This is a genomic window from Nostoc sp., assembly GCF_036917135.1.
Taxonomy (GTDB): Bacteria; Cyanobacteriota; Cyanobacteriia; order Cyanobacteriales; family Nostocaceae; genus Nostoc.
Genome location: NZ_JBALEA010000008.1, coordinates 1 through 25,712, shown reverse-complemented (window position 1 = coordinate 25,712; position 25,712 = coordinate 1). Strand labels below are relative to the sequence as shown.

Genomic DNA, 25,712 nt, shown 5'->3' with positions numbered 1-25,712 from the left:
TGACACACACAACAATCAATGCTCATAGCATTATTAAGCAGTTTCACGATTTCATGAAAATAGATAGCGACATTCGGGTGTTACGCCTGACGGGGAAACCTAAGATGGGTAAAACTTACTTGCTAACTAAGGTTTTTCCAGAAGAACTGCGTCAGCATCACCAAGATTATTATTCGACTGTACTAGATTGTAAGACACAGAAAATTATTGATATCCTGCAAAATATATACTTCTATCTTGTCTCACAAGGGCTGACTCTTCCAAATTATTCTGCTGCCTATGAAAAGTGGAGCAATCTCAACCCAGTAGTCGAAATAAGTAAAACTACATTGATTGGTACTAATCTTAACATTACTGCAAATAGAACAGATGATATCTGGCATATAACTAGGGTTCTCACTGACAAATTATTTATTGATTTGAATCACGTGCGTGATAAAAAATTACTACTGCTTTTGGATGCAGTAGATGGCGACTCAGATACACAAAAATGGCTGATGGAAACGTTCCTTGTTCAATTAATCCATATCAAGCATTTAAGATTTATTGTCGCTGGTCGTTCGTTACCAGAAGCATCCAGTAGCTATGTTGCATATTGTTGTAATTGTGAACTGAAGGAAGTAAAGGAAGAGCAAGAGTATATCAAGTACTGCCAACAAATTGACGGTGATGCTAAATTGACAAAAGAAACAATTCTAGCTTTTGCTAAAGCTGTCCAGTACACTCCTGGAGAGTTTACCGGGTTGATCTGGAATTGCTTGCAGTAGGAAACATTATATGAATGATTCAGTCTTACAAGCATTGCTATCAGCACAAAACCCAGCAGAAATATCTGCAATTGTGGCTGAGTCAGTTTTTAACAGCTTGCCAGAAGCAACAGCTTTAGTCGCACGGCGTTGTGTCATCTTGCATTGGTTTAACCAACAAATTGTGGAAGCACTATTGCCAGAAAGCACTTCAAATCAGGCAATAGAAGTTTATCAACACTTAAAATCTCTTCCTTTTATTGCCTCTTTCAACGATAGATTGACTTATCATGATTTAACCCGTGAAGGATTATTAGAACGCTACATTGTTAGACAACCAGATTTACTTCAGGATGGGGCAAAAAGAGCAGCATCAGTCTATGAATCTCATAATAACAATTTAACAGTTGCCGCAGAAGCATTTTTTTGTCATGCCATTGCTGGAAATTTAGCGACAGCAATTCAGTGGCGAGATAAATTATTGGCAATTGCTACAGATAGAAAAGATTGGCAGTTTTATAATAATATTTTGCAGATGCAGCAAGAAGTGGAAAAGCTGCCTTTTGTCGAGCCTTTAGAGCGCTTTTTTGCTTATGATGTTTTTATTTCTTACAGTAATCAAGACCAAGAATGGGTACAAAACGAACTATTACCAGATTTAGAAAAACAAGGCTTACAAATTTGGGTTGATTTTCGCAACCTTGAGTTAGGTGATTCTTTTACTGCTCAAATAGAACAAGCGGTGCAAACTAGTCGCAAAATACTGCTGATTCTTTCACCAGATTACTTAAACTTCACCCTCTGAGCTTGCGCCTCTTAGCTGGCTTAATTGTTCAGGATGCTCAACAACCTGGTGATATTGCAGCAGCAGCACGTTTAGATGTCAGTGGTCAGTTAGTGCAACGCCAACACCATGTTTTACAGCAAACCTACGACAGCTTAACGCCAGAACGCCAAAAGTTATTGAGTCAAATTGCCTGTTTCCGGGGTTCGGTGGCTTACAAAAACTTGAGGGAAATAGCAGCCGCACAGGAGAATAATACTCTTAGGGACTTGCGGTTTAATAATGTACAAATAAAGTTTTGGATTCTTCTTGATATAAATTGTCTAACTTATATTTTATTTTTACGCGAGTCCCTTAATGCTGATTTACAAGACTTGGTGAGTCGGGGCTTACTCCAGTATGACCAGCCAAATCACCGCTATGACCTGCACCCCATTGTTCGCCGCTACGCTTATGACCGCCTCGGTAGTAATGAGCGCAGTATTGTACACAGTCAACTGCGAGACTACTTTGCCGCAGTACCGCCACCAGAGCGAGTGCAGAGTTTGGATGATTTGAATCCTGTGATTGAGCTATATCATCACATGGTAAAGGCTGGGCAGTATGATGAGGCTTTTGACTTATTCAACGATCGCATCGGTGAAACCACTCGCCTACAATTTGGTGCATATCAGTTGAATATTGAACTCCTGAATGCCCTCTTCCCTAGTCGTGAAGAGCAACTGCCGCGACTGACGGGTAAGTGGGAGCAGGCTTCAACACTGAACTCACTTGGAATGAACTACGATGACAGTGGTCAACCCCATAAATCAGTACCTGCCTATGAGCGAGCTATTGAAATAAGTGAAAAACAAAACAACAAGACAAACCTTGCTATTTACTTGAGAAACTTAACCTTAATTCAATTGCAATTGGCCAACCTGCAAGCAGCCGAAACCAACTTGCACCGCTCTATTGCCCTTTCTCAAGAGATTGAAAATGAGTTTGATGAGGCGCGGGGGTATCGGGAATTAGGAAGACACTTAGCTTACCGAGGGACATGGACTGAGGCAGAAGCAAAATTATCAACAGCCTTGGCAATAGTTGAGGAGAGGGGAAATATAGGAGAGCAAGTACTTATATGGGGTTATCGAGCATTAAAGGCGCTGCTTTTAGTACGGGCTACTACCTTACTCCATCTAGTAGAGCAAAGGGACTTGCGTAAAAATAAAATACCAGCTAGACAATCTATATCAAGAAGAATCCAAAACTTTATTGGTACATTATTAAACCGCGAGTCCCAAATCACGGAACAAGATACTAATCCCGTTGCCACTGCCCTAGTCGCAGCCCAGCGATCGCTAGAATTGGCAGATGAGTACGCACGCAGAAAATATCCTGATGTATGGGACTACGTGCAGGCATACTGGCTACTCGGTGCAGCCCACCGAGTTAACGGCAATATAGAGGAAAGCGATCGCGATTTAACTCAGGCAATCACCCGTTGTCGTGCGATTAATTTAGTACGATTGGAGGCAAATATTCTGCTGGAACTAGCCCGACTGCGGTTAGCAACAGGAGAGCGAGATGAAGCGCTCAGGCTTGCTGATGAAGCGCTGGAGATAACAGAACGCTGTGGTTATGTGCTGCAAGGGGCAGATGTACATCTGTTTCTGGCACAGCTAGCACTAGCAGATGACGACAGACAAAAGGCGTTATTTCATGCAACAGAAGCACGACGGTTAGCAATCTGCGATGGTCCCCCTAATTACACCTACAAGGTTGCCTATGAAGAGGCTGGTGTACTGTTAGAGGAATTAGAAAAAGGGATATAAAAGGGATCACATAGTTACTAGGGTGTCCGCCGAGATACCGAGTACTGCGTTAGGCTCGATTGAGTAAAGAGTAACGCACAACTAATTCTCAATAATCTGTCATTAGCCATTTTTCCGCCTGTTATACAGTACATTCAGCAAATCAATCGCCCGTTTCTTCGCGGCTTCCCCACGCCTGTCATACGGCAAACGCATTTGTTATTTCGGCAAACGCATTTGTTATTTCGGCGAACTCATTTGTTATTTCAGTAAACGCATTTGTTATTTCGGCGAACTCATTTGTTGCTTCGGCGAACTCATTTGTTACTTCGGCGAACTCATTTGTTACTTCGGCGAACTCATTTGTTATTTCGGGGAACTCATTTGTTATTTCGGTGAACGCATTTGTTATTTCGGGGAACTCATTTGTTATTTCGGCGAACGCATTTGTTACTTCGGCGAACGCATTTGTTATTTCGGGGAACTCATTTGTTATTTCGGTGAACGCATTTGTTACTTCGGCGTGTCTATAACGCACCCGACGAAACTAGGGACTTCCAAATTAAAAAAAATACTCAACTACTTCTTGTGGGGTGGGTGTCTCGCCCGCCCAGTCCATAGGGCGCTCATGTTGCCCACCCCACAAGATTGGGTAATTTATTTCTTGGAAGTCCCCTAATAGAAGAGTTGAAACTTATACTGGTTAGACTTGTGTGTACACCGTAGCTGCAAGTAAGGGGAGGAAAATTTTTCCCCTCTTTCTGCTAACGGAGTTAGAATCTGAGGTTCTACTTGAAGTCTTCTACTGCTGTTTTAATAGAATGTACTTATTTTTTCCAATACTAAGAATGGGTATACTGCCTTTATGCCTACAGAAAACTTTATGGATACTTTATTTTATAAGTGGCAAAATACACACCAACCCTTTGGTGTTGAACAGATAGGGGCTGAAAAAGCCTTTAATCAGTTGGTTGCAGCTTACTCTACTCCAGGTCGCTATTACCATACACTAAAACACCTTGATCACGTCCTCAGCACAATTGAGATTTTGCAAGGCTACACCAACAACCTAGCTGCTGTTCAACTAGCTGCCTGGTTTCACGATGTAGTATATGACTCTCAAGCTCAAGATAATGAAAGACGAAGTGCAGACTATGCCTTTGAGTTGCTGAGTAATTTGGGTATTGCAGAAAGTATCATAACTACTGTCACCCGTCTCATTTTGAATACTAAAGACCACCAAGCTGGGGTTGATGACTATGATAGCCAAGTTTTACTTGATGCAGATTTAGCGATTTTGGCTACTAACCCGATGCAGTATGGTGAATACGCCCATGCTATTCGTCAAGAATATGCCTGGGTGAAAGATCAAGATTATATCATAGGTCGTCAGCAGGTTTTAGAAAGATTTTTACAGCGATCGCATATCTACTTCACACCTTTAATGGCAGAGTTCGCCGAACCCTCTGCCCGTGGCAATATCCAGGGAGAAATTCAGTCTTTATTGTCTGGTTCGTTTCATAGCGATTAACATTACAAAAGATTGCATTTAGCTTCTGCCCCTTCAACCTATTTTTGGCTAATTGATTCTGGAGTAATTGCCGCATACTCTTCAGGTGTCAGCACAGCTTCCTGAATATTCACATCTTTAGGAATCACACCATATTTATAGAAGTAATCTGCAATTCGCTGTTGTTCCTTAATTAACTCTGGGGAAATGCCTCTCAAGCCATAACTGCGGCGGCTAACTACCTTTTCGATAATGTCAGGAGGTAGTTTTTGGATTGGCCCGATAATTTTTGCTACTTCTTTGGGATTTGCCTCAGCCCAACGCTGGAGTTTATCAATCTCCTCAATCACTATTAGCAGAATTCCTGGATTCTCAACCGCAAACTTCCTTGCACCAACATAGTATGCACCAGGGGTATCAAGTCCTTCGGCAGTCTTAATTACTCGGATCTTACCTGCTTTTTCAGCCAAAGCTAGATAAGGATCGCCAGCTACCCAAACCGGAATTTTTCCTTCTAGAAAAGCACTACTAGCTTCCACTGTGGGTATACTCAGGATTTTAATATCGCTGGGCTTTAAACCCGCATCTTCCAAAGCTCTAAAGACAAAATAGTGAGATGCAGAAGCTTTTTGGAAGACGATTTTTTGTCCTTTGAGATCCTTGACGCTCTTAATGGGAGAATTTGGTGGGACAGCAATCACACTTGCTCTACCTGTAGTTGCAGTGCGTCGAGAGCCAACAACATAAACGATTTGAGCGCCAGCAGCTTGGGCGAAAATGGGTGGGGTTTCCCCGACAGCACCCAAATCGATTTTGCCAACATTCATCGCTTCCATTAGTTGTGGCCCTTGGACAAATTGCGCCCACTCCACCTTAACTCCCAAAGGTTGCAGACGCTTTTCTAATACTTTTTGTGATCTGACCAAATCGCCTGCTGATTGATACCCGATGCGGAGTACTTTCGCCTTGATTCCAGATGAATTGGTATCAGATACATTTGTAGCAGCAGATGGGCTTTGAGCTTTTTCCCCTTCGGCTGTGCAACTAACCAATGTTAACGAAGTTGCCAAGGTTAACAACCCAGGTGCTAAGAGCCATGTGAAATGGCGAAAGAACTTTATATATACCATAAGTGGTGATTTGCGTTTCCATTAACTATGAGTTTGCAAAATGACAAACACACTGTGCAATTCAAACTACGGTAAATACGTGAATAAGCCGTAGTTTATAACTGAACGCAGACTATCATGGAAATTCATCGAAAATCAAGTCTTTTTTCTTTGGTTTATTAATCCTGCAATTTCAGAAGATAGGCAGGAGACAGAGATTAGGTTGTTGAGTAGTCAAATATTCACGTAGTAGTGTAGATATTTGGTGTTAAAAAGCACGGTAATGCTGCTTATTTCATTGGCTTTTTAACTCGATAGTTATTTCCGGCGTGCTGTACTAACTTTTCCCAAACTACATAGGCACAAGAATGTGAACTTATGTAAATTAAATTAACAAACATAACAATAATTTGTAATAAATAATGAGGCGGCAGCATTGTATAAAGAGAACTTAGAAGGAAAAAACAACATCTTAATCAGGTTTTCCAGTCGTTCACAGAAGTTTGAAGTTTTCTAACAAAAGTTTTAATCTGAAAGCCTGGAGATCGTAAACTTATTTCTTGAGATGTCTGTTTTAAACCTTTCGTAACTCGTCAGGCAGTGCTGACATCAAAAATCAACTGTAACCATTCAGTTTTGAGTCCAATTATTCTTAACCAAGCAAATTAGGAGATTTAAGGCAATGGTTTTAGATGCATTTGCAAAAGTAGTTTCCCAAGCTGATACACGTGGGGAATACCTCACCGATGCACAATTGGATGCATTGAGCGAACTAGTCAAAGATGGTAACAAGCGTGCAGATTCCGTTAACCGGATTACCAGCAATGCATCTGCTCTTGTTGCTGCTGCGGTTCGTGAATTGTGGGCAGAACAACCTCAATTGATCGCTCCCGGCGGTAATGCTTACACCAGCCGTCGCGCTGCTGCTTGCATCAGAGACTTGGACATCATTCTTCGCTATATCACTTATGCTATCTTTGCTGGCGATTCCAGCGTCCTAGATGACCGTGCCCTGAATGGTTTGCGCGAAACATATCTAGCATTGGGAACCCCAGGAGCATCAGTTGCTGTTGGTATTCAGAAGCTGAAAGCAGCTTCCCTAGCCATCGTTAACGATACCAACAACATCACCAGAGGCGATTGCAGCGCTTTAGCGTCTGAAATCGCTGGCTATTTTGATCGTGCTGCTTCAGCAGTAGCTTAAGGCAGATATTGCTGCTATTGACTGAGATAATTGTCCATTAGGACAAAACAAAATTTCAACCAAAAGTTTGTAAAAGGGAAATACCAAAATGACAAAAACACCTCTAACTGAAGCGATTTCAGCAGCTGATTCTCAAGGCCGTTACCTCAGCAGCACCGAAATTCAAGTTGCTTTTGGTCGCTTCCGCCAAGCACCAGCTAGCTTACAAGCAGCAAAAGCATTGAGCGCTAATGCTCAACGCTTGACCGAAGGTGCTGCTCAAGCAGTTTATAACAAGTTCCCTTACACCACTCAACAACAAGGCCCTAACTTCGCGTCTGATGCACGCGGTAAAGGCAAGTGTGTTCGTGACGTTGGCTACTACTTGCGGATTATCACATACGCTTTAGTTGTTGGTGGCACAGGCCCCTTGGATGACTTCTTGATTTCTGGCTTGGCTGAAATCAACCGCACTTTTGATTTGTCTCCTAGCTGGTACATTGAAGCTCTGAAGTACATCAAAGCTAACCACGGTCTAAGTGGCGACCCAGCTGTTGAAGCAAATTCCTACATCGACTATGTAATCAATACTCTAAGCTAGAGTATTTCTTTAGCCCGGAGAGGAAATCAGCTCTTATGACCAGTAAGTTCTATGAGTTGCTTATCTCTCCGGGCAGTTTTATTTTGAAGAAACTGTTAAAAGACTAGAAAAAAAATTTTCTAAAAAGTTTTCAGTTTTGCAGTTAAAACTGAGGAGGTTAAATATGGCAGCTTTGGGACAAGCAGCAAGATTAGGGATTGGAGGATTTGAAAACTTGCCACTGGTAGAACTACGCCCTGATAGAACAGAAGCGGACGTGGCAGTGATTATCCGGGCGGCTTATCGTCAAGTTTTGGGTAATGAATATCTCCTGGAAGGAGAGCGTCTTGTCAGTGCGGAATCACTGTTGCAACAAGGTGCAATCTCAGTTCGGGGATTTGTGCAAGCCATTGCTCAATCAGAACTCTATCGGGATAAGTTTTTCCACTCCAATTCGCAAACTCGGTTTATCGAGTTGAATTATAAGCATTTATTGGGGCGTGCCCCGCAAGATGAGTCAGAGATTTCGTACCATGTTGAGCTTTACAATTCACAAGGTTACGAAACTGAGATTAATTCCTACATTGACTCATTAGAATATCAAGAGAGTTTTGGCGAAAACATTGTGCCCTACTACCGAGGCTTTAAGAGCCAAGTAGGACTGAAAAACGTTGGATTTGGCCGACTGTTCCAACTGTATCGCGGTTATGCCAATAGCGATCGCGCTCAAGGACAAAAACAAGGACGCCTAACCTGGGAAGTGGCTAAGAATCTAGCTTCACCCATTTACCCAGTATCCGCCGGAGCCTTAACAGGTCTCTCTACAGGTGGGCGTGGCGAAACATACCGCATCAGAGTGCTACAAGCAGCTTCTCCAAACTCAACTGTAGTGCGGCGCAGTACTGCGGAATTGATCGTACCATACGAGCAACTTTCGAGTAAATTGCAGCAGTTGAATCGCAGAGGCAGTAAGGTGATTAGCATTACAGCCGTATAAATAGTGACTGGGGACTGGGGACTGGGGACTGGGAACTAGGAATTGGGGACTAGGAGGAGAAAGGGCATAACCTATACCCAATACTCAGTACCCAATCCCCGATCCCTAATTCCCAGTCCCCAATTACCAATTACAAAAGGAAAATTACCAATGGCTATTACAACAGCAGCTTCCCGTCTGGGAACAGAACCTTTTAGCGATCAGTCTCCTGTGGAATTGCGTCCTAATGCAACCAAAGAAGATATTGAGAGAGTAATTGCTGCCGTCTATCGTCAGGTTTTGGGCAACAACTACATATTGACATCTGACCGCCTCACAAGTGCTGAATCTATCTTGCGCGATGGAAAAAATACAGTCCAAGAGTTTGTGCGTCAAGTAGCTAAATCAGAACTCTACAAATCCAAATTTTTCTACGACAATTTCCAAACTCGCGTCATCGAACTCAACTATAAACATTTGTTGGGTCGTGCCCCTTATGATGAGTCTGAGGTGGTTTATCACTTGGACTTGTACCAAAATAAGGGATTTGAAGCCGACATTGATTCTTATATTGATTCGCCAGAGTATCAATCTAGCTTTGGTGAAAATATAGTGCCTTACTATCGCGGCTTTAAAACTCAAACAGGACAGAAAACTGTCGGATTTAGCCGGATCTTCCAACTTTATCGTGGCTATGCCAGTAGCGATACCTCCCAACTCAAAGGCAAATCCTCTCGCCTAGCCGCCGAACTAGGTCGCAATAGTGCATCCATCGTTGTTCCTCCCTCCGGTGGTCCTTCAGGCTTCTCATACGTTGCTTCTGAAAAAGGCGTTACCCCCAACAGTACTTTCGGTGGTGCAGGAACTTTTGGTAAAGATGGCAGACTCTATCGCATTGAAGTGGCAGGCATTTTTGGCGCTGGGTATCCTAGCACACGCCGTGTCAATCAAGCGGTGATCATCCCTTATGAAGAACTATCTAGTTACTTCCAGAGAGTGGTAAAACAAGGTGGTAAAATCGCCAGCGTGAAACCACTTTAAAGTCATTGGTCATTAGTCATTGGTCATTAGTCATTGGTCATTAGTCATTGGTGAACCAGTGCGGTCTTCTCCCATCCGTGAGAGGCTAGCGCCTTCTCTGCGAGACACTACGTGAACGCAGAGCGTCTCGTAGAGAAGGGGATTTCCCTCATGAGCAACTGGCAAACCCGAAGAGTAATTATGAATGACAAAAGACTAATGACAACTTAAAATGGGGAATTAATTTTATGGTTGGACAAATTAGTAGTAGAACGAGTAGTCGTTACTTCCGGTATGAAGTAGTGGGTCTGCGCCAAAGCGAAGAAACCGAAAAAACTAACTATCCCATTCGTTCTAGTGCCACTGTGTTCTTCACAGTACCTGAGAACCGGATGAATAAAGAAATGCAGAGGATTACTCGCTTGGGTGGCAAAATAGTCAGCATTCAGCCATTGAACCCTGAAGCTAAAACAGCTAGCGAACAAAGCGATCCTTCTTCTTCTAATGAATTCAAGTCCGCAGAAATTTGAAGATTTATCACCGACAGGTGACTTTGCCAACGGTGAGTCTTTGACAGTAGAGCAAGCGATCGCTAATCTTGAAAGTGCAGATTTAGGTCTGCGATTTTATGCTGCTTGGTGGTTGGGTAGATTTCGGATCGGTGAAGCAGCTGCGGTTACAGGATTGATTAAAGCTTTAGAGGATGAAGCCGATCGGACACCAGAAGGCGGATATCCTCTGAGACGGAACGCAGCTAGGGCTTTAGGGAAACTAAGCGATCGCCAGGCAGTATCACCTTTAATTGCATGTTTAGACTGCTCAGATTTTTATGTGCGGGAAGCGGCGGCACAATCTTTAGAGATGCTGGGTGATCCGGTTTGTATTCCCGCCCTATTTAAGCTATTACAAGTAGGTTTGCAGGGAGAGGATCTGGTATCAAAACAGCCTGATTTATCTCAACCCTACGATGCCATCTTAGAAGCCTTGGGAACCTTGAGGGCGACTGAGTTTACCCCTTTGGTAAAGCCATTCTTAGAGCATCCAATCGAATTGGTGCAATATGCTGCCGCACGAGCTATGTATCAATTAACCCAAGAACCAGTTTATGGAGAACGGTTGGTAAAAGCTCTGGCGGGAGAGAAATTGCAATTGCGTCGAGCCGTGTTAGCAGATTTGGGAGCCATTGGATATCTACCCGCAGCAGATGCGATCGCCGAGACTCTTGCCGAAAATAGTCTGAAGCTAATTTCTCTGAAAGGATTGCTAGAATATCAAGTTAACCACACCGCAACAAGCACTTTGTCAGTAGGTGCGATTAAAGTGATTAATTTGATGGACTCGCTGTTGTAGTCATAATTTTCCAGGAATTAGTTGTCATTAATACGTTTAAACTAAATGTTTATCACACATAAATCCCCAACCCAACTGCAAAATCAGGGTTATGGGGTTTGTGTATGATGTCAACTACGGATAACTTAAGCTACAATTGGCTGACCACTAATCACTCATGATAAATTATGATGAATAACAGTGATCTTGCCCAAATATTGATCCGTGCTGTGCAAGAAGCAGATTCTTCAGAACGCTTAGTAGACGCAGTTCAAGAGTTAGCAGCAGCTCGTATAGAGGAATCTGTTCCCACCCTGATTGCAGCTTTGGGCTATAACAATCCAGGGGCGGCGGTGGCGGCGGTAGATGGACTAATTGCCATCGGGGAAGCCGCAGTCCCGCCACTCTTGCAACTAATTGATGACTACAACTACGGTGCTAGAGCCTGGGCAATTCGTGCCTTAGCGGGAATTGGCGATATCCGGGCGCTAGATACCTTGTTAGAGGCGGCAAAAACCGATTTTTCCTTAAGTGTGCGGCGGGCAGCTGCTAGGGGATTAGGCACTTTGCGCTGGCAGCAAGTACCGCCTGAGAAAGTGCAATCTGTTCAGACTCAGGTATTAGAGGCGCTATTACTAATTTCTCAAGATCCAGAGTGGGTAGTGCGCTATGCAGCAGTGACGAGTTTAGAAACATTAGCGATGTCTGGCAACAACCCGCAAAGCGGCAACGCCATAGCAGTCACTTTACCCGATCAAGTGTCGCGGATTACAGATCGACTTCAGCAAATAGTTGATACAGATGTCGATCTGGGAGTTCGCACCCGTGTAAAGTATGCACAGGAAAAAATTCAGCAGCAGCAGCAGCAGCAACATCAAGAAGTGTTTGCACCCAAAAGAAAGCTAGAAAACGTTGAAGTGCCTGAAGTGCCTTATCGTGGTGCTGGCAGACGGTGAACCACCCCATAGTATAGCAGGGGACTGGGGACTAGGGACACTTCGACAAGCTCAGTGCATCGCTGGGGACTGGGTTGAAAGTCTTTTTATATATAGGTTTATATCATCAGTTAATGTCCTAACCTCCTTGTCCGTTGCTAAATCCCCGACTCCAACTGTCTTTGATTTTGAAGTAATGAGTAATAAGTAATGGGTATTACTCATTACTTATTACCCATTACTCATTACTCATTTAATTATCCGTCAATTAGTTCTTGACAGACTACTAGTTCCTACCAAACACACTACCAAGGGCACGCGCCATATTTTGCGGTTGCATTGCATCCATTGCGGCGGTGGGTTCGTAGCCACAGTGAACCATACAATCTGCACACTTGGGATTACCACTCTTCAGGCCATATTGACTCCAGTCAGTTTGTGCTAGTAATTCTTTGAAGGTAGAGTAATAACCTTCGTTCAGCAGATAGCAAGGTTTTTGCCAACCGAGAACGCTATAACTTGGGCTACCCCAAGGTGTGCATTCGTAATCTTTCTCACCGATGAGAAAATCGAGAAAGAGCGGATTGTGATTGAAGTTCCAGTTTTTTTCACCAGCTTTGTATGGAGCCAGAATTTCCCGAAAGAGGGCGCGGGTTTGTTCTCGGTGGAGAAAATGATCTTGATCTGGTGCCCACTCGTAACTGTAGCCGGGAGAAATCATCATCCCATCAGTATTTAGTGTTTCCAGAAAGTCGAAGAACTCTTGCATATCTTTGGGTTGAGTACCTTCAAAGATAGTGGTGTTAGTCGTAACCCGAAAGCCTTTAGCTTTAGCAGCGCGAATGGCTTTGACAGCAATATCAAAAACACCTTTGCGATCGACGCACTGATCGTGCAACTCCCGCATTCCATCTAAATGCACACTAAAAGTCAGGTAAGGGGAAGGCTGAAACTTATCCAGGCTCTTTTCTAACAACAAACCATTGGTACACAAGTAAATATATTTCTTGCGCTCAATTAATCCTTGGACAATCTGATCAATTTGCGGATGTAGCAGAGGTTCTCCGCCAGGAATTGAAACAACCGGTGCGCCGCACTCTTCCACTGCGGTAAAGCACTGTTCTGGGGTGAGATTTTGCTTTAATATTTCCGTTGGATGTTGGATTTTACCACAACCAGTACAAGCAAGATTACACCGAAAAAGAGGTTCCAACATCAATACTAGGGGGAAGCGTTTACGTCCTTTCAAACGCTGCGTAACCAGATACTTCCCAATATCCATCGCTTGTTGTATATTAACTGCCATTGTTGCGATCGCTCCTCTTTATATAAAAACACCACAGTCATTGTCGGTTTGGGTACTTGTGCTACCCTAGCGCGGATTGCATCCACAGGTGAATTGCTCTATTTTTCATTTGACATAACCCTGAGCAACAAACCAATCCACAGCATCTTTGAGTGCCGCCTTCAGCGAAGATTGCGGTAGACCCAATTCTCGGACAGCCTTTGTCGGATCATAATACATAGGTTGTTTCGCCATCCGCACGCCATCCAATGGCACTGAGGGCGATTTACCCAAGGGTGCAAGAATCTTTTCATCAACCCAGGCAACACTAAGGGGCAACCAAGCAGGTACAGTTTGTTGAGGTGCCTTTAAACCTGTGATCTCGGCGAGTTGTTCGAGTAGTTGCTTGAGACTGAGGTTTTGATGACCTAAGATATAGCGATCGCCTGATTTACCCCGTTGTAAAGCCAGTAGATGCCCCCATGCCACATCCCGCACATCGATAAAATTTAGACCAGTATCTAAGTAAAAAGGCATTTGCCGTCGTAAAAATCGTAAAATTATATCACCTGTGGGGGTAGGTTTGATATCCAAGGAACCAATAGGACTACTGGGATTGACAATAACTACTTCCTGACCTGTAGCAACGGCTTGCATTGCTTCTTGTTCAGCCAGAAACTTAGACTTTTTGTAGTCACCCACCAACTTTTCTAAGGGACTCTGATGTGTTTCATCCACAACTTCCCCTGATGATCCTACACCAATTGCGGCCACTGAACTGGTATAAACGGTGCGTTCAATGCCAGCTTTGTGAGCTGCTGCTAAGACATTGCGCGTACCCAGAACATTGTAACGGTGGAGTAATTCTCGGTCTGTTTGCCACAGAGAATAATGGGCTGCGACATGAAATAGGTATTGACAACCTGCCATTTGTTGCCAGAGATTTGGTGAATTTAAATCGCCTTTGACAATTTCCACATCCAAATTGTGTAGATTCTGCAAATTGCTGCTCTGGCGTACCAATGCTTTAACTGTGTAACCTTGTTGCAGCAGCAACCGTACCAAGTGGGCACCAATAAAACCTGTACCCCCCGTGACAAAAACCTGCATCAACCTGTCCCCCTCTTCTTAAATCGGGGAAACCAATCATCCAAAATGGTGTAAACTACTGGCACAACAATCAAACTGAGGATAGTTGAAGTTACTAATCCACCAGCGATCGCTATAGCCATAGGCGATCGCAATTCCGAACCCGCACCCAAACCTAAAGCGATGGGTAGCATCCCTAAAATAGTGGAAGCGGTGGTCATCATAATTGGTCTCAGGCGCACTAGTCCAGTCTTGAGGATTGCCTCGGTGCGCTCTAAGCCTGCGTTGCGTAACTGGTTGATATAATCTACAAGCAAGATCGCATTTTTATTTGCTAGCCCCAGCAAAAAGACGAAGCCAATCAGTGAAATCATCCCAAAGTCGCTCTTGGTAATCAGTAGCGCCAACATTGCCCCCACTAGTGCTAAGGGCAAAGAGACACCAATCACCAGAGGATCTACCCAGGTTTTGAATAGTAAAAATAGTACTACAACAATGCACAGGGCAGATAAAGCCAGAGTAGTTCCGAAACTGCCAAAGACTTCACCTTGACGGGCAGAGTCTCCCCCTAAATTTAAGGAAACATTGGAGGGTAACACCGCCTTGGCTTCCGCTACCACTTTGTCAGTGGCATCACCCAAGGAAAGATCCTTGCCAAGATTAGCGCTGATGTAGGCCACGCGCTGATTATTCAAACGCTCAATTTGAAAAACCGTGCCCTGTGGATTCGTTTCCCCTGTAATTGTGACATCAGCGAATCCGGGTAATTTCTGAATCCTTTCTTTAATGGCTTTGACAGCTTTACTCAAAGCTGGGAGATTATCACCTTGTAATGCTATTTGCAGGGGTTTTTGACCACCGGAATCGACAAATTGAATATCTTCAACACTGGTAGTTACTCCAGAAAGAGCAGGTAAGGAGGAGCGCAATTGATCTTGTAATTCCGCAGTTGTGATTGTGCGATCGCTCTTTAACTTTACATATAGTATCCCTTTATTCGGCTCACCCTCACGAGAACCAACAGTGGTAAATACCGTTTCAACTGCCGGTGATTTTCTCACAACCTCTTCTAGTTTCTTCGCAACTTCAAGAGAGTCGTTCAGGGGATTGGGGATTGGGGATTGGGGACTGGGAATATCACTTTTTTGTCCTTCTTGTCCCCGTCCGGCCAAATCGGGGATACTGGGCAAAGGAGCCGTGTAAGCAATATTAAATTCGCCGCGATCGAGTTTGGGGATAAACCCTTTGGGAATTACTGGAATCAGTGCTATACCTGCAATGAAGCTGAGGACAGCTAACCCGATAACTATCTTCCGGTGATTCAAAGACCAACTCAGCAAGTTTCTGTAAAATTGGGTAAATGCCACCCAGATTTTTGCTTCCCCATGCGGTGAGAGCGACGATTTAGGTTTCAGCCAGTAGATGGCGAGAACTGGCGATAAAGTCCGAGCAACTAGCATGGAAGCAAGCATTGCAGCTGAAACGGTGATGCCAAAAGGTTTGAAGAATTGACCGATTACCCCACCCATCAAACCTATGGGTAAAAAAACCGCTACTGCTGTCAAGGTGGCGGCGGTGACTGTCAACCCAATTTCATTTGTAGCTAAAAGCGCCGCTTGGCGAGGAGTTTCCCCATCTTCAATGTGTCGCATGATGTTTTCTACATCCACGATCGCATCATCAACAATGCTACCAATCACCAAAGCTAAAGCCAGCAGGGTGATTGTCTCCAAGTTGAAGCCGAAAATCGCCATGACGATAAATGTCGCCAACAAAGATGTCGGAATCGCCAAAGCAGAGATGAGAGTTGCCCGCCAATTCCACAAAAAAGGAAAAATTACTACGATTGACAATAAGACTGCTTCCAGCAAAGCATCGATGGTTGACTGGGTGGCGTGGCGGATATATTCTGCTTGGGTGGCAGCTAAGGTGAGTTTGACATCCTTGAGGGTAGAGCGTAGCCTTTGAACTTCTTTTTCAACGCGACTCACGACTTCCAAAGTGTTAGCGCTACCGCGTTTGATTACCTGAAATGCGATCGCATTTTGACCATTAAATCTGACTAATGTCGCCCCGGTTTGGGGAAGAGCAGCTGCACTCCCATTGGTTGGATTTAAGGTAGGAGTTGCAGTACCAGCACCTAGTAGTGAGACTTTCAGGACTCCTGGTAGTTTAGCGATCGCACTCACAATGTCATTTTGTGCCAATTTCGTCAAATCTGGGAGATTCCGCGTGGGACTCTCAATGGCATAGCTAATGGCGGCTGACTCGTTTAGATTCAGAGGAATAATTTTAGAAGTTGCTCCCTGAGGCAAAGTTAGCTGCTTGAGGGCAGTTTCAACCTTTTTGGTGGATGTTTCTAAATTCGTCCCAACGGCAAAAGAAAGGCTAACAGCAGTTTGACTAGGATAGGTGGATGAGCGGATATCCTCCAGCCCTTCTAGGGAACGGAGGCGTTCTTCTAGGGGTTTTGTGAGCTTCGCTTCTGTATCCAAGGCTGTTGTCAGGGGGGCTGTAGCATTCACAACCACCACTGGAAAGGTAATATCTGGAAACAAGGCATACTTCAGGGAACTGAAAGCCAGAACACCAGCTACCGTTACGGCAATCCAAAAACTCACCGTCAGCCACGAAAATTGAATTGCCAATTTGGAAATGTTGAAGAGTTCTCGTGCGGATTTGGAGTTATGAAGTTTTACCATCTTGGAAAATTATCGTGTGGGTGACACAATTATTAAGCAATTCAAAATTCAAAAACACAATCCTAGCCAGATGTTTGGCAGTAGCAATTGCCTTGGTTTTGCGAGTTTTGGTTACTAGTAAAGGGCAATATTATTTATTGTTACTCAGATATGACCCAATCTTTAATGCAAAAGGAAAGTTCAAAGATCAAACTTGGTTCTGTTGAGAGGGCTAGTGTCTAATTTTTTGCCCATTAACACAATTCTGGTCCCTCATGGAGCAGAATATCAAGCTGTGTGTCGCGGATTAAGCGGCCTTCCTGGCTCCATCCCTACGGTAGTAGCCATACCTGTTGGCATGAAGCCTTTACTCAAATATCTGCAAGAATCCCTAGGAAATGGACAATTTCTGGCTCCAAAATCCAGAGTGCTGATTATGGGTGTATGTGGCAGCTTGAGCGATCGCTACACATTTGGTGATATTGTGCTGTATCAAGATTGTGTTTATCAGGGAAAGCAGCAAGAATGCGATCGGAATTTTACAGCACAATTGCACTCAGCACTCACTACTCCCCACTCCCCACTTTTAGTCAAGTCACTAACAAGCGATCGCCTAATTTCGTCTGCCGCCGAAAAACGCCGTTTGGGTGAGACTTTGGCGGCTGATGTTGTTGATATGGAAGGATTTACTGCCCTAGAGTTTTTCAATGCAGCTGGGGTAGCTGTGGCAATGCTGCGAGTAGTCAGCGACGATTGTCAGCATAATATCCCCGATCTGACACCAGCAATTAACTCTGATGGCTCCTTAAAACCTTTTCCCTTAGCGATCGCAATGCTTCGACAACCCCTTGCAGCTACTCGGCTGATTCGAGGTTCATTAACAGCATTAAAGGTGTTACAGCAAGTTACAAATCTACTATTTTCTGGCAATCAGCTAAAATAAGCGACTTTCAAATAAAAAATACTCAATTACTTTTTGTGGGGTGGGCGACACGAGAGACCATAGCCAAAATCGCTCATGTTGCCCACCCCACAAGATTAAATAATTTATTGGACTGTAGGAATCATAACTAATTATCTCAACTTGATTAAGTCAATATTTATAAAATCCAACCACAGTAAATATCTATGGTTATCTGTATTTATATGTAGTTGCTTTTGCTTTTATCTCACCTTGAGACAAACTAATAAATCCTAAGCTGGTAACAATCAATACAATCAGTTCTTGATTGGGGAATTGCTTATAGAATAAGTTTTACAGAAACTTTATCGTCATACAGATCAAATAGAAACTCATCTTGGGAAGCATAATATATGACCTGATCAAGGTTGGGTTCCACGAGAGCTAATTCCACTAGATTGTGAATCAAAAATACTCTTTTGTCAGGAGAGCTCGGAACTAATTTGCCAACTATCGAACAGAATTTATGAATCTCAATCTCTACTTATACTCGTTCCTAGCTCATTTCAAATGCCTCAAAAAAAGTTACACCGCTAAAATTATGTTGGTGGCATTTTTGGGCACTCATGTACCACTTTTAACCTTACTCTTGAGTTTCCTCATCTCAAATTCCTACTCTTTCGAGATGGCGGCGCGAGTTATGAGCATTGCTCTGTTGGCTACCTTAGCGGGTACGGCAGCCACCCTCTACGCACTACACCACCTCCTCAACCCGGTTATTTTGACATCTGCTGCATTGCAAAATTATCTGAACACCAAAACCCTACCGGAATTGCCCACAGAGTTTGCTGATGAAGCGGGAACATTGATGGCAAATACTTCACAAACTCTTCACAAATTAGATGAGTTAATTCACTACATCACTAATTATGACGATCTGACTGGATTGCCCAATCGTGATTTATTTTGCGATCGCCTTCATCAGAGTCTATCTCAACCTGAAAATAACCAGCGCCTTGTAGCTGTCTTTTTATTGGGTATTGATGATTTCACTGCTATGAGTCATGGGTTGGAGCATCAGACAAGAAATTTGTTGTTAAGAGCAGTTGCTCAGAGGTTATCACCCTGCATGGCACAAACAGATATTCTTGCCCATTTGAGTGGAGATGAATTTGCCATTGCCCGCATAGACATTGTTTCTTTTGAAAGTGTGATTAAGCTATCTCAGTTGCTGTTAAGTACCCTGAGCAAACCCTTTTCTGTAGAGGGTAACTTGATTCATATTACTGCCAGCATCGGCATCACAATTAATGAAATAAATGATCGTAATAGCGTAGATCAACTTTTGCAACAGAGTCATATAGCACTGTACCAAGCGAAGCAGCAAGGGCGTGGTAAATATCAATTTTATTCGCCGGAAATTAATGCCCAGTTGCAGGAGAGATTGATTTTAGACAATGAATTACATGGGGCGCTTAGGCGCAACGAAATGCTGGTTTATTATCAACCTCTGATTGATTTAAACAGTGGAGAAGTTACAGCGATGGAAGCGTTGGTTCGCTGGCAACATCCTACATTAGGTTTTATTTCTCCAGGAAAGTTTATTCCCATTGCAGAAGCCAATGGTTTAATCATACCAATTGGTGAATGGGTCTTGCGAACTGCTTGTGCCCAAAACCGTGCTTGGCAGCTTGCTGGATTTACCCCAATTCGGATATCTGTAAATCTGTCAGCTAGACAGTTTGAACAATCAAATCTGGTTGATCTAATCAGCCAAATTCTTGAGGAGACTGGACTCCAAGCATCTTATCTGGAACTAGAAGTGACAGAAAGCTTCTTGATGGGTGACATTGAGCGATCAGTTAAAACCTTAAAACAATTACGAGAGCTGGGTATATGGTTGGCTCTAGACGACTTCGGCACCGGTTATTCCTCCCTCAACTACTTGAAGCGCTTTCCCGTGAACATACTCAAGATTGATCAGTCATTTGTGCAAGATGTCATGTCCAATCCTGATAGCGCCGCCGTTACCAATGCCATTATTGCCCTCGCTAAGAGCCTGCGGTTGAGCATCACGGCAGAGGGTGTAGAAACCAAAGAACAACTTGACTACCTGCAAATTCAGGGATGTGACGAAGGTCAGGGTTACTATTTCAGTCGTCCTGTCCCTGCTGATACAATCACCCCAATGTTGCAGAAAAGTTCTCAGCAGATCGAGATAATTGCAGTATAGGTGCATACTTACAGCTATTTTCAGGTAAATATACCACAGATGTGGTTCAAATACATGAAAACGGCTGTAAGCCAGAGACTCACCTCCTTTAGGGACTGACAAATAAAAAATACTCAACTAATTCTTGTGGGGTGGGCATCTCGCCCGCCCGTAGCCAATAACCGCACCTTTAGGGACGGACACTACTACCCCGATCAAGATTAAAATCTCTTAACCTTTCGTTACACTAAAGACATCGAGAAGGACGAAAGCAAACCTCTCGAAGCTGAAATCAAAGGTAAACGACATGAATGGCACAATTCGCGTTGGTAATCTCTTCGGAATTCCCTTCTATATCCATCCGTCATGGTTTTTAGTTCTGGGTTTGGTAACTTGGAGCTATAGCAGTGGACTGGTGGCGCAATTTCCCCAATTGTCTGCGGGATTTGCTTTGTTACTAGGATTGATGACAGCGCTGATGTTATTTGCCTCTGTCGTCGCCCATGAATTAGGCCACAGTTTCGTTGCAATTGGTCAGGGGATTGATGTTAAATCTATCACACTGTTTATATTTGGCGGTTTGGCTAGCTTAGAAAAAGAGTCGAAAACCCCAGGTGAAGCATTTTGGGTAGCGATCGCTGGGCCAATAGTTAGTTTACTATTATGCGGTATCGTTACTGCTATTGGTGTTACTACTGCTGCATCAGGGCCCTTAGCTGCAATTCTTGGTGTTTTGGCTTCTGTTAATTTGGCATTAGCCCTATTTAACCTGATTCCTGGCTTACCCTTAGATGGCGGAAATATACTGAAAGCTATCGTTTGGAAAATTACAGGTAATCCTTATAAAGGTGTAACCTTTGCCAGTCGAGTTGGGCAAATCTTTGGTTGGATAGCAATTCTTTCTGGTATAGTTCCCCTACTATTATTTGGCAGCTTTGGTAACTTTTGGAACTTGTTAATTGGCTTCTTCTTGTTACAAAATGCTGGTAATGCGGCTCAATTTGCCAGAGTGCAAGAAAAACTCACAGGTTTGACAGCCGAGGATGCTGTAACTCATGATAGCCCCATTGTATCTGCTAATCTTACCCTGAGAGAGTTTGCCGATGAGCGCGTCATCAGTGGGCAAAACTGGCATCGGTTCTTAGTGACTGATGATGATGGACAATTAATAGGTGCGATCGCAGTTGATAATTTACGAACCATCCCAACAGTAATGTGGTCAGAAACTCAAGTCAAAGAAGTCATGCGGCCAATTACCGAATCTACCACAGTGCAATCTGATAAACCTCTGCTGGAAGTGATGCAGCTACTCGAAGAACAAAAGCTATCTGTACTTCCGGTGATTCGTAAGAATGGCGTTCTAGTTGGAATCTTAGAAAAAGCTGCAATTATCCAGCTACTTCAAAGCCGAACCCAACCTAACCCTGCATAGTGATTTCCAACAAATCAATTATCTAATCCTGTGGGGTGGGTATCTTACCCGCCCTAATTATGTAAGTTAAAGGCTCTTAGTATTTCTTCTGCAAGAATTTTTTTTACGAGATATCAGATATATCCCTAGCAACGATAAACCCGCTACTAGTGAAGGTTCGGGTATGTTTTTGATTTTTGCATAAATAGCTGTTGTAGTTGTAGCTCCTTCAAAAGCCTTAATATTCGTCTGGGGAACGTTTGGATTAAAGCCAGTTAGCTCAAGGCTGTATTTATTGCCTTGAAAGGTAAAACTCTGATTACTCAAATTCGTGTCTAGAAACACAAAGTCTGCATTTGTTTCAGGATCTTTTGAATCATTGGGTGTATTTACTAGAAGCAAGTTAAAGTCAAAAACTTGGCTGGTTCCAACGGGAGGGCTGAAGGACACATTGATATTTAAAGGTACAGATTTAAGGCTTGTACCTTCAAGTACCGTCCCATTGAAGTAAGTTAACTCAGCTATTTTGAATACAGAGTTAATGTCAGTTGAAAATGAATTGCCATTAAAAGTTAGTTTATTTGAGCCTGTTATGGTACACCCAATAGGAGTATATGGACACACATTAGGATCACCCCAACTAAATAAGTTGCTTCCCACGCCTGTATATATGGGATTGGTATCTACAGTTCCTGGAGTAGGTACTCCCCATGTAGCACTAGAGATGCCAGAAAAAGTTAGAGCATCTGCTTGGCCAGAGAAACCAAGTCCGGTGGCCGTACTCACAAAAAAACTAGATATAGCAGTAGCGAAAACAAAATTTAGTTTCATAAGTTAGGTTTTAATTATTATTCTGGAGCTTCTTTAAAGTAGGTCTCCAGTCTACCTTAGTAATTTTACGGAAAATACGCCAATATTCTATTGAATTTCTTAATAAAATATTCATATTTTATTCCAAAATCTTATTGACTAATTTATATTTACTAAGCTAGCTTTATGGGTTGTTAAAAAATCCCACCACTTCATAATTAGTCAAACAGTTATTGCGTAGGCATAGCCGGTCGTAGACATCGCTACTCTACTTGCCTACCTGCTTAATTGTCAAGCTGATATCAAGCTATTATTTTTTATAATTTTGACAAAATCTCTGGCAACAAATGACTAGGAACTTTAGATAAAGCCAGATTTTGTCCCTGTATCCCTAATTGATGATGAAAAGCACGAATAGTTTTCACTACATAAGTAAAGGTTATTTGATAAGCCTCTGGTTGTTTACTTAATCCGTTTAAGGCTTGCAAATGGTTATCTAATGCTGTTTCTAAATGTTGAGAACGTGTTGCTACATCGCCATTAAAAGACTTATCTATTACTAACTGATAATAGGCTAGTCCCAGGTTATTATAAGAAGCAAGCAAATCAAAACTTAAAGAAGTACCCCTAAGTGAGTGAGCCAAAGCTATAGCTTCTTCGTAAGCACTGATACATAGTTGCAGATACTTCTGCCGTGCCTCTTGAGTTGTCTGAGATAGGTTGGCTAGATGCCAGTAGGCAGTTCCCAGATTATTTTGTGTACCGGCGCAAGCACTGGGAACATTAGCAGGAGTGCGATACTTGAGAGCTTCAATGTAGACATCTATAGCTAGCTGGAGATTTTGGGCAGGTTGTTCGTGTTGTGCCAGATGCCAGCAGGCAGTACCGATATTGTTTTGAATCATGCCATACTTGAGCGGTTCCTCTTCGGGGTTGTAGTGTATAAGTGCTTCGTTGTAAGTTGCGATCGCTTTCTTTAAATGCACAATCGGTTGGTTGTATTGTCCTAGATGCCAGTAAGCAGTACCCAAATTGTTCTGGCAAGCCGCATACTTTAATGAGTCCATATCGGCTGTACGGTAGGTGAGTGCTTCACTGTAGGCTAAAATTGCTTGCTGCCAATTTTCAGATGGGTGAGAAAAACGAGCTAAATCACCATAAGCCGTCCCCAAATTATTTTGCACACGAGCGTAAGTTTCCGAATGTGTCTGAGGCGAAATCATCTTTAACGCCAACTGATAAAACTCTATTGCCTGCTCTATATAAGTTTGTCCTGACTCAGAATTGGGTGGTGTGCGGTATAGCATCCAGTAGAGTGTACCCAAATCATTCAAGATATCTGGGAGTTGCGGTGAGCTTTCGTCATAGCTAATTGCCTCCTGATAGGCAATAATTGCCACCATCAGATTTTCTAGGGTTGACTCTCCTTGCTCAATACGAAGACGGTATAAAGTACCCAAGCGATGATAAGCTTCTGCCAGTATCTCTCCTGGAACTTGGTTTTTGTGTAATTCTTCAATCTCCAACAAAATCTGCTGCGGTTGGAAATAATCTTCAGTATTTTCAGTAGTACTTATGTTGATTGTTGCTATCACTAGCTCCGTTAACTCGCTGCTAATATAAGATAAAGATGACAGGGATTGATGATTATTTCCACTACCAGACCTATTAGTAAATTCCTGCTCTTGTGGTGTAGCCTTCAATAAATCTGATGTTGACGGCGAAACTTCCTGGGTTTGATGTCCGCTATTCCCTTGGATCTCTACTGGCAAATCAGAATTATTGTCAAAGTTTAACTCAGTGGCTGCGGTTCTCAGTTCTGCTTGGTTAACTGATTCATCTAGAATCGACTGCTCAATATTCCCTAAATCCAAGCTTCGAGAACGTGAAAAACGTTCTGGATAGCCCGAATTCTGAGTTGCTGCTGTGGGTTCTCCAGCAAACACAAATACGCCAGTACGCGATCGCCAAAATTGTGGTGCTGATTGCTTGATAGCAGATAACCAAGGACGTGGTATCCACAACAGCAAGTTAGATTCTAGGAATCGGCTGGATTCTTGTGTAGAGAAATATTGTTCACTTAAGCGGAGATAGTGCAAAAATAACCTTTGTGTTGCCACTGGTTGCTTAGTGAGATGCTCCACGCCGACAATCTGAAATGCTGGTGCTGGAAAAGACCTTCCAGGGGTATCTTTTGATGCCCCAACAATTGGCGGTGGATAATTAGCCAACCATTGATTAATCTGGATTATGGGATTGGGATCGTTTAAATTTAAACGCAACGTGACTAATCGCGGATAAGCTGGAGTGCTATTTTCCTGAGCATTTGATGGCTGATATAGCACCTGTCCAACAGGATAAGCCAATGTAGAATGTAAACGGGCTGCTACCTGATTTCTTAAGTGTAAATCATCACATACCGCTAAAAATATTTGTCGTCGTAAACCAAGACTTAGGGCAAGTTTCAGGCGGTGATACACTTGCCGATTAAAAGTAGAATTATTGTTGTGTGCAGTATCATTCACGCTCATAGCGGCTAAAGAGCTAAAACGTAGTTATCACCTTTCTGGGTGTATTCAAGTGGGCTAAACTCATAATAAAAATAATTTTTAAGTCGATGTTGTGCTGCTCAAGATAAATTGGTACTTCATGTCTAGTACTTTGTCAAGCTAGTAATGAAAAGTTTGTAGTAAGCACTTTAGTGCTTAGAAAATAAGGACTAAAGTCCTGAGTACGAACTTGCTTACCGATGAATTTAAACTTGACATAATTAATAGCAGAAGTAAAAAAGTATTTAATTATACATTAGTTTCTAATTCAATTTTAACAAAAAATAAAAAATCAGGCCCCTATTAAAATCAGAACCTGAAAAACTATAAAGATGAAATTTTATTAAAATGTTTTAGGCTCAACTGTTTTGGGAAACAAAGAAGGCGACTAGAATTAAGCCGACAACCAAAGCTGTAGCGGCGATTCCTAGTAAGATGTAGGTTCGCTTTTGCCCTTCCGTAGGAGGTTCTGCTTCATAAATCTTCGGTTCCTTGGCAAAATTATTCAGGCGACCACCTTCTTCGGTTGTATAGGGCATGAACTAATTCCTTTACCTTTATTTATTGTTCATTTTATGTTACATAAATGCTAAATATGCTCCTAAACTGCTAGACAAATCGTTACATTGGGCATTGGGCATTGGGCATTGGGCATTGCTTATTCCCCTTCTCCCACTATTCCCCAGTCCCTATTCCCCAGTCCCCAGTCCCCAGTCCCTATTCCCTATTCCCTATTCCCTATTCCCTATTCCCTATTCCCTATTCCCTATTCCCTATTCCCTATTCCCTATTCCCTATTCCCTATTCCC

General features: G+C 43.0%; 23 protein-coding genes. 14 read left to right on the top strand and 9 right to left on the bottom strand.

Annotated features, from left to right (window positions below):
• Positions 1-53 precede the first annotated feature (53 nt).
• Genes V7K50_RS01610 through V7K50_RS01600 form a run of 3 tightly spaced genes read left to right on the top strand, consistent with a single transcriptional unit; the run spans position 54 to position 3,344 of the window.
• Complete coding sequence (locus tag V7K50_RS01610; RefSeq protein ID WP_334956621.1) at positions 54-767, top strand: hypothetical protein; 714 nt, start codon at positions 54-56, stop codon at positions 765-767.
• A 10-nt stretch (positions 768-777) separates the two neighbouring features.
• Positions 778-1,551: a toll/interleukin-1 receptor domain-containing protein gene (locus tag V7K50_RS01605; RefSeq protein ID WP_334956619.1), complete on the top strand. Its 774-nt coding sequence runs from the start codon at positions 778-780 to the stop codon at positions 1,549-1,551.
• Positions 1,552-1,553: 2 nt separating this feature from the next.
• Entirely contained in the window at positions 1,554-3,344 is a 1,791-nt protein-coding gene (locus V7K50_RS01600) for a tetratricopeptide repeat protein (protein WP_334956617.1), read from the top strand.
• A gap of 178 nt (positions 3,345-3,522) precedes the next feature.
• On the opposite strand, the gene V7K50_RS01595 is transcribed toward V7K50_RS01600, so the two are convergent.
• Positions 3,523-3,861, bottom strand: coding sequence for a hypothetical protein (locus V7K50_RS01595; RefSeq protein ID WP_334956616.1), 339 nt, complete (start codon positions 3,859-3,861; stop codon positions 3,523-3,525).
• A 327-nt stretch (positions 3,862-4,188) separates the two neighbouring features.
• Between V7K50_RS01595 and V7K50_RS01590 the strand changes: the two genes are divergently transcribed.
• Positions 4,189-4,854, top strand: coding sequence for an HD domain-containing protein (locus V7K50_RS01590; protein ID WP_334956614.1), 666 nt, complete (start codon positions 4,189-4,191; stop codon positions 4,852-4,854).
• 38 nt (positions 4,855-4,892) lie between these two features.
• Here the strand turns inward: V7K50_RS01590 and V7K50_RS01585 are convergent, their stop codons facing one another.
• On the bottom strand, positions 4,893-5,963 hold the full coding sequence (locus tag V7K50_RS01585; RefSeq protein WP_334956612.1) for an aliphatic sulfonate ABC transporter substrate-binding protein: 1,071 nt from the start codon (positions 5,961-5,963) through the stop codon (positions 4,893-4,895).
• A 661-nt stretch (positions 5,964-6,624) separates the two neighbouring features.
• Between V7K50_RS01585 and V7K50_RS01580 the strand changes: the two genes are divergently transcribed.
• From V7K50_RS01580 to V7K50_RS01550, 7 genes are all read left to right on the top strand, one after another.
• A complete protein-coding gene (locus V7K50_RS01580; protein WP_334956610.1) occupies positions 6,625-7,146 on the top strand; it encodes a phycocyanin subunit beta in 522 nt (173 codons plus the stop codon).
• A gap of 88 nt (positions 7,147-7,234) precedes the next feature.
• Positions 7,235-7,726, top strand: coding sequence for a phycocyanin subunit alpha (cpcA, locus tag V7K50_RS01575; protein WP_334956608.1), 492 nt, complete (start codon positions 7,235-7,237; stop codon positions 7,724-7,726).
• A 163-nt stretch (positions 7,727-7,889) separates the two neighbouring features.
• The gene (locus V7K50_RS01570; protein ID WP_334956606.1) at positions 7,890-8,702 is read left to right on the top strand and encodes a phycobilisome linker polypeptide; all 813 of its coding nucleotides are present in this window, start codon (positions 7,890-7,892) and stop codon (positions 8,700-8,702) included.
• Between the two features lie 150 nt (positions 8,703-8,852).
• Complete coding sequence (locus V7K50_RS01565; protein WP_334956604.1) at positions 8,853-9,722, top strand: phycobilisome linker polypeptide; 870 nt, start codon at positions 8,853-8,855, stop codon at positions 9,720-9,722.
• Positions 9,723-9,949: 227 nt separating this feature from the next.
• Entirely contained in the window at positions 9,950-10,231 is a 282-nt protein-coding gene (locus tag V7K50_RS01560) for a phycobilisome linker polypeptide (RefSeq protein WP_334956602.1), read from the top strand.
• A complete protein-coding gene (locus V7K50_RS01555) occupies positions 10,206-11,051 on the top strand; it encodes a HEAT repeat domain-containing protein (RefSeq protein ID WP_334956600.1) in 846 nt (281 codons plus the stop codon). The genes V7K50_RS01560 and V7K50_RS01555 overlap by 26 nt, the downstream gene beginning before the upstream one ends.
• A gap of 167 nt (positions 11,052-11,218) precedes the next feature.
• On the top strand, positions 11,219-11,986 hold the full coding sequence (locus V7K50_RS01550; RefSeq protein WP_334956598.1) for a HEAT repeat domain-containing protein: 768 nt from the start codon (positions 11,219-11,221) through the stop codon (positions 11,984-11,986).
• A 265-nt stretch (positions 11,987-12,251) separates the two neighbouring features.
• On the opposite strand, the gene hpnH is transcribed toward V7K50_RS01550, so the two are convergent.
• The 4 genes from hpnH to V7K50_RS01530 are packed head-to-tail and all read right to left on the bottom strand — an operon-like array spanning position 12,252 to position 17,041.
• The gene (hpnH, locus tag V7K50_RS01545; RefSeq protein WP_334956596.1) at positions 12,252-13,271 is read right to left on the bottom strand and encodes an adenosyl-hopene transferase HpnH; all 1,020 of its coding nucleotides are present in this window, start codon (positions 13,269-13,271) and stop codon (positions 12,252-12,254) included.
• Positions 13,211-13,357, bottom strand: a complete 147-nt coding sequence (locus tag V7K50_RS01540) for a hypothetical protein (RefSeq protein WP_334956594.1) — start codon at positions 13,355-13,357, stop codon at positions 13,211-13,213. The genes hpnH and V7K50_RS01540 overlap by 61 nt, the downstream gene beginning before the upstream one ends.
• Positions 13,358-13,376: 19 nt before the next feature.
• Complete coding sequence (hpnA, locus tag V7K50_RS01535) at positions 13,377-14,360, bottom strand: hopanoid-associated sugar epimerase (protein WP_334956592.1); 984 nt, start codon at positions 14,358-14,360, stop codon at positions 13,377-13,379.
• A complete protein-coding gene (locus V7K50_RS01530) occupies positions 14,360-17,041 on the bottom strand; it encodes an efflux RND transporter permease subunit (RefSeq protein WP_334956590.1) in 2,682 nt (893 codons plus the stop codon). The genes hpnA and V7K50_RS01530 overlap by 1 nt, the downstream gene beginning before the upstream one ends.
• 214 nt (positions 17,042-17,255) lie before the next feature.
• Between V7K50_RS01530 and V7K50_RS01525 the strand changes: the two genes are divergently transcribed.
• From V7K50_RS01525 to V7K50_RS01515, 3 genes are all read left to right on the top strand, one after another.
• Positions 17,256-17,963 (top strand): 5'-methylthioadenosine/S-adenosylhomocysteine nucleosidase family protein, encoded by a 708-nt coding sequence (locus V7K50_RS01525; RefSeq protein ID WP_334956588.1) that lies wholly within the window; start codon positions 17,256-17,258, stop codon positions 17,961-17,963.
• A 484-nt stretch (positions 17,964-18,447) separates the two neighbouring features.
• Positions 18,448-20,154, top strand: coding sequence for a putative bifunctional diguanylate cyclase/phosphodiesterase (locus V7K50_RS01520; RefSeq protein ID WP_334956586.1), 1,707 nt, complete (start codon positions 18,448-18,450; stop codon positions 20,152-20,154).
• A 286-nt stretch (positions 20,155-20,440) separates the two neighbouring features.
• Entirely contained in the window at positions 20,441-21,565 is a 1,125-nt protein-coding gene (locus V7K50_RS01515) for a site-2 protease family protein (protein ID WP_334956584.1), read from the top strand.
• Between the two features lie 66 nt (positions 21,566-21,631).
• Here the strand turns inward: V7K50_RS01515 and V7K50_RS01510 are convergent, their stop codons facing one another.
• The 3 genes from V7K50_RS01510 to psb34 all read right to left on the bottom strand — a co-directional run bounded on the left by V7K50_RS01510 (position 21,632) and on the right by psb34 (position 25,442).
• Positions 21,632-22,375, bottom strand: coding sequence for a choice-of-anchor K domain-containing protein (locus V7K50_RS01510; protein ID WP_334956582.1), 744 nt, complete (start codon positions 22,373-22,375; stop codon positions 21,632-21,634).
• A gap of 296 nt (positions 22,376-22,671) precedes the next feature.
• Positions 22,672-24,885 carry a tetratricopeptide repeat protein gene (locus V7K50_RS01505; protein WP_334956580.1) on the bottom strand — a complete coding sequence of 738 codons (2,214 nt, stop codon included), beginning with the start codon at positions 24,883-24,885 and terminating at the stop codon, positions 22,672-22,674.
• A 377-nt stretch (positions 24,886-25,262) separates the two neighbouring features.
• Positions 25,263-25,442: a photosystem II assembly protein Psb34 gene (gene psb34 / locus V7K50_RS01500; RefSeq protein ID WP_334956579.1), complete on the bottom strand. Its 180-nt coding sequence runs from the start codon at positions 25,440-25,442 to the stop codon at positions 25,263-25,265.
• Positions 25,443-25,712 lie beyond the last annotated feature (270 nt).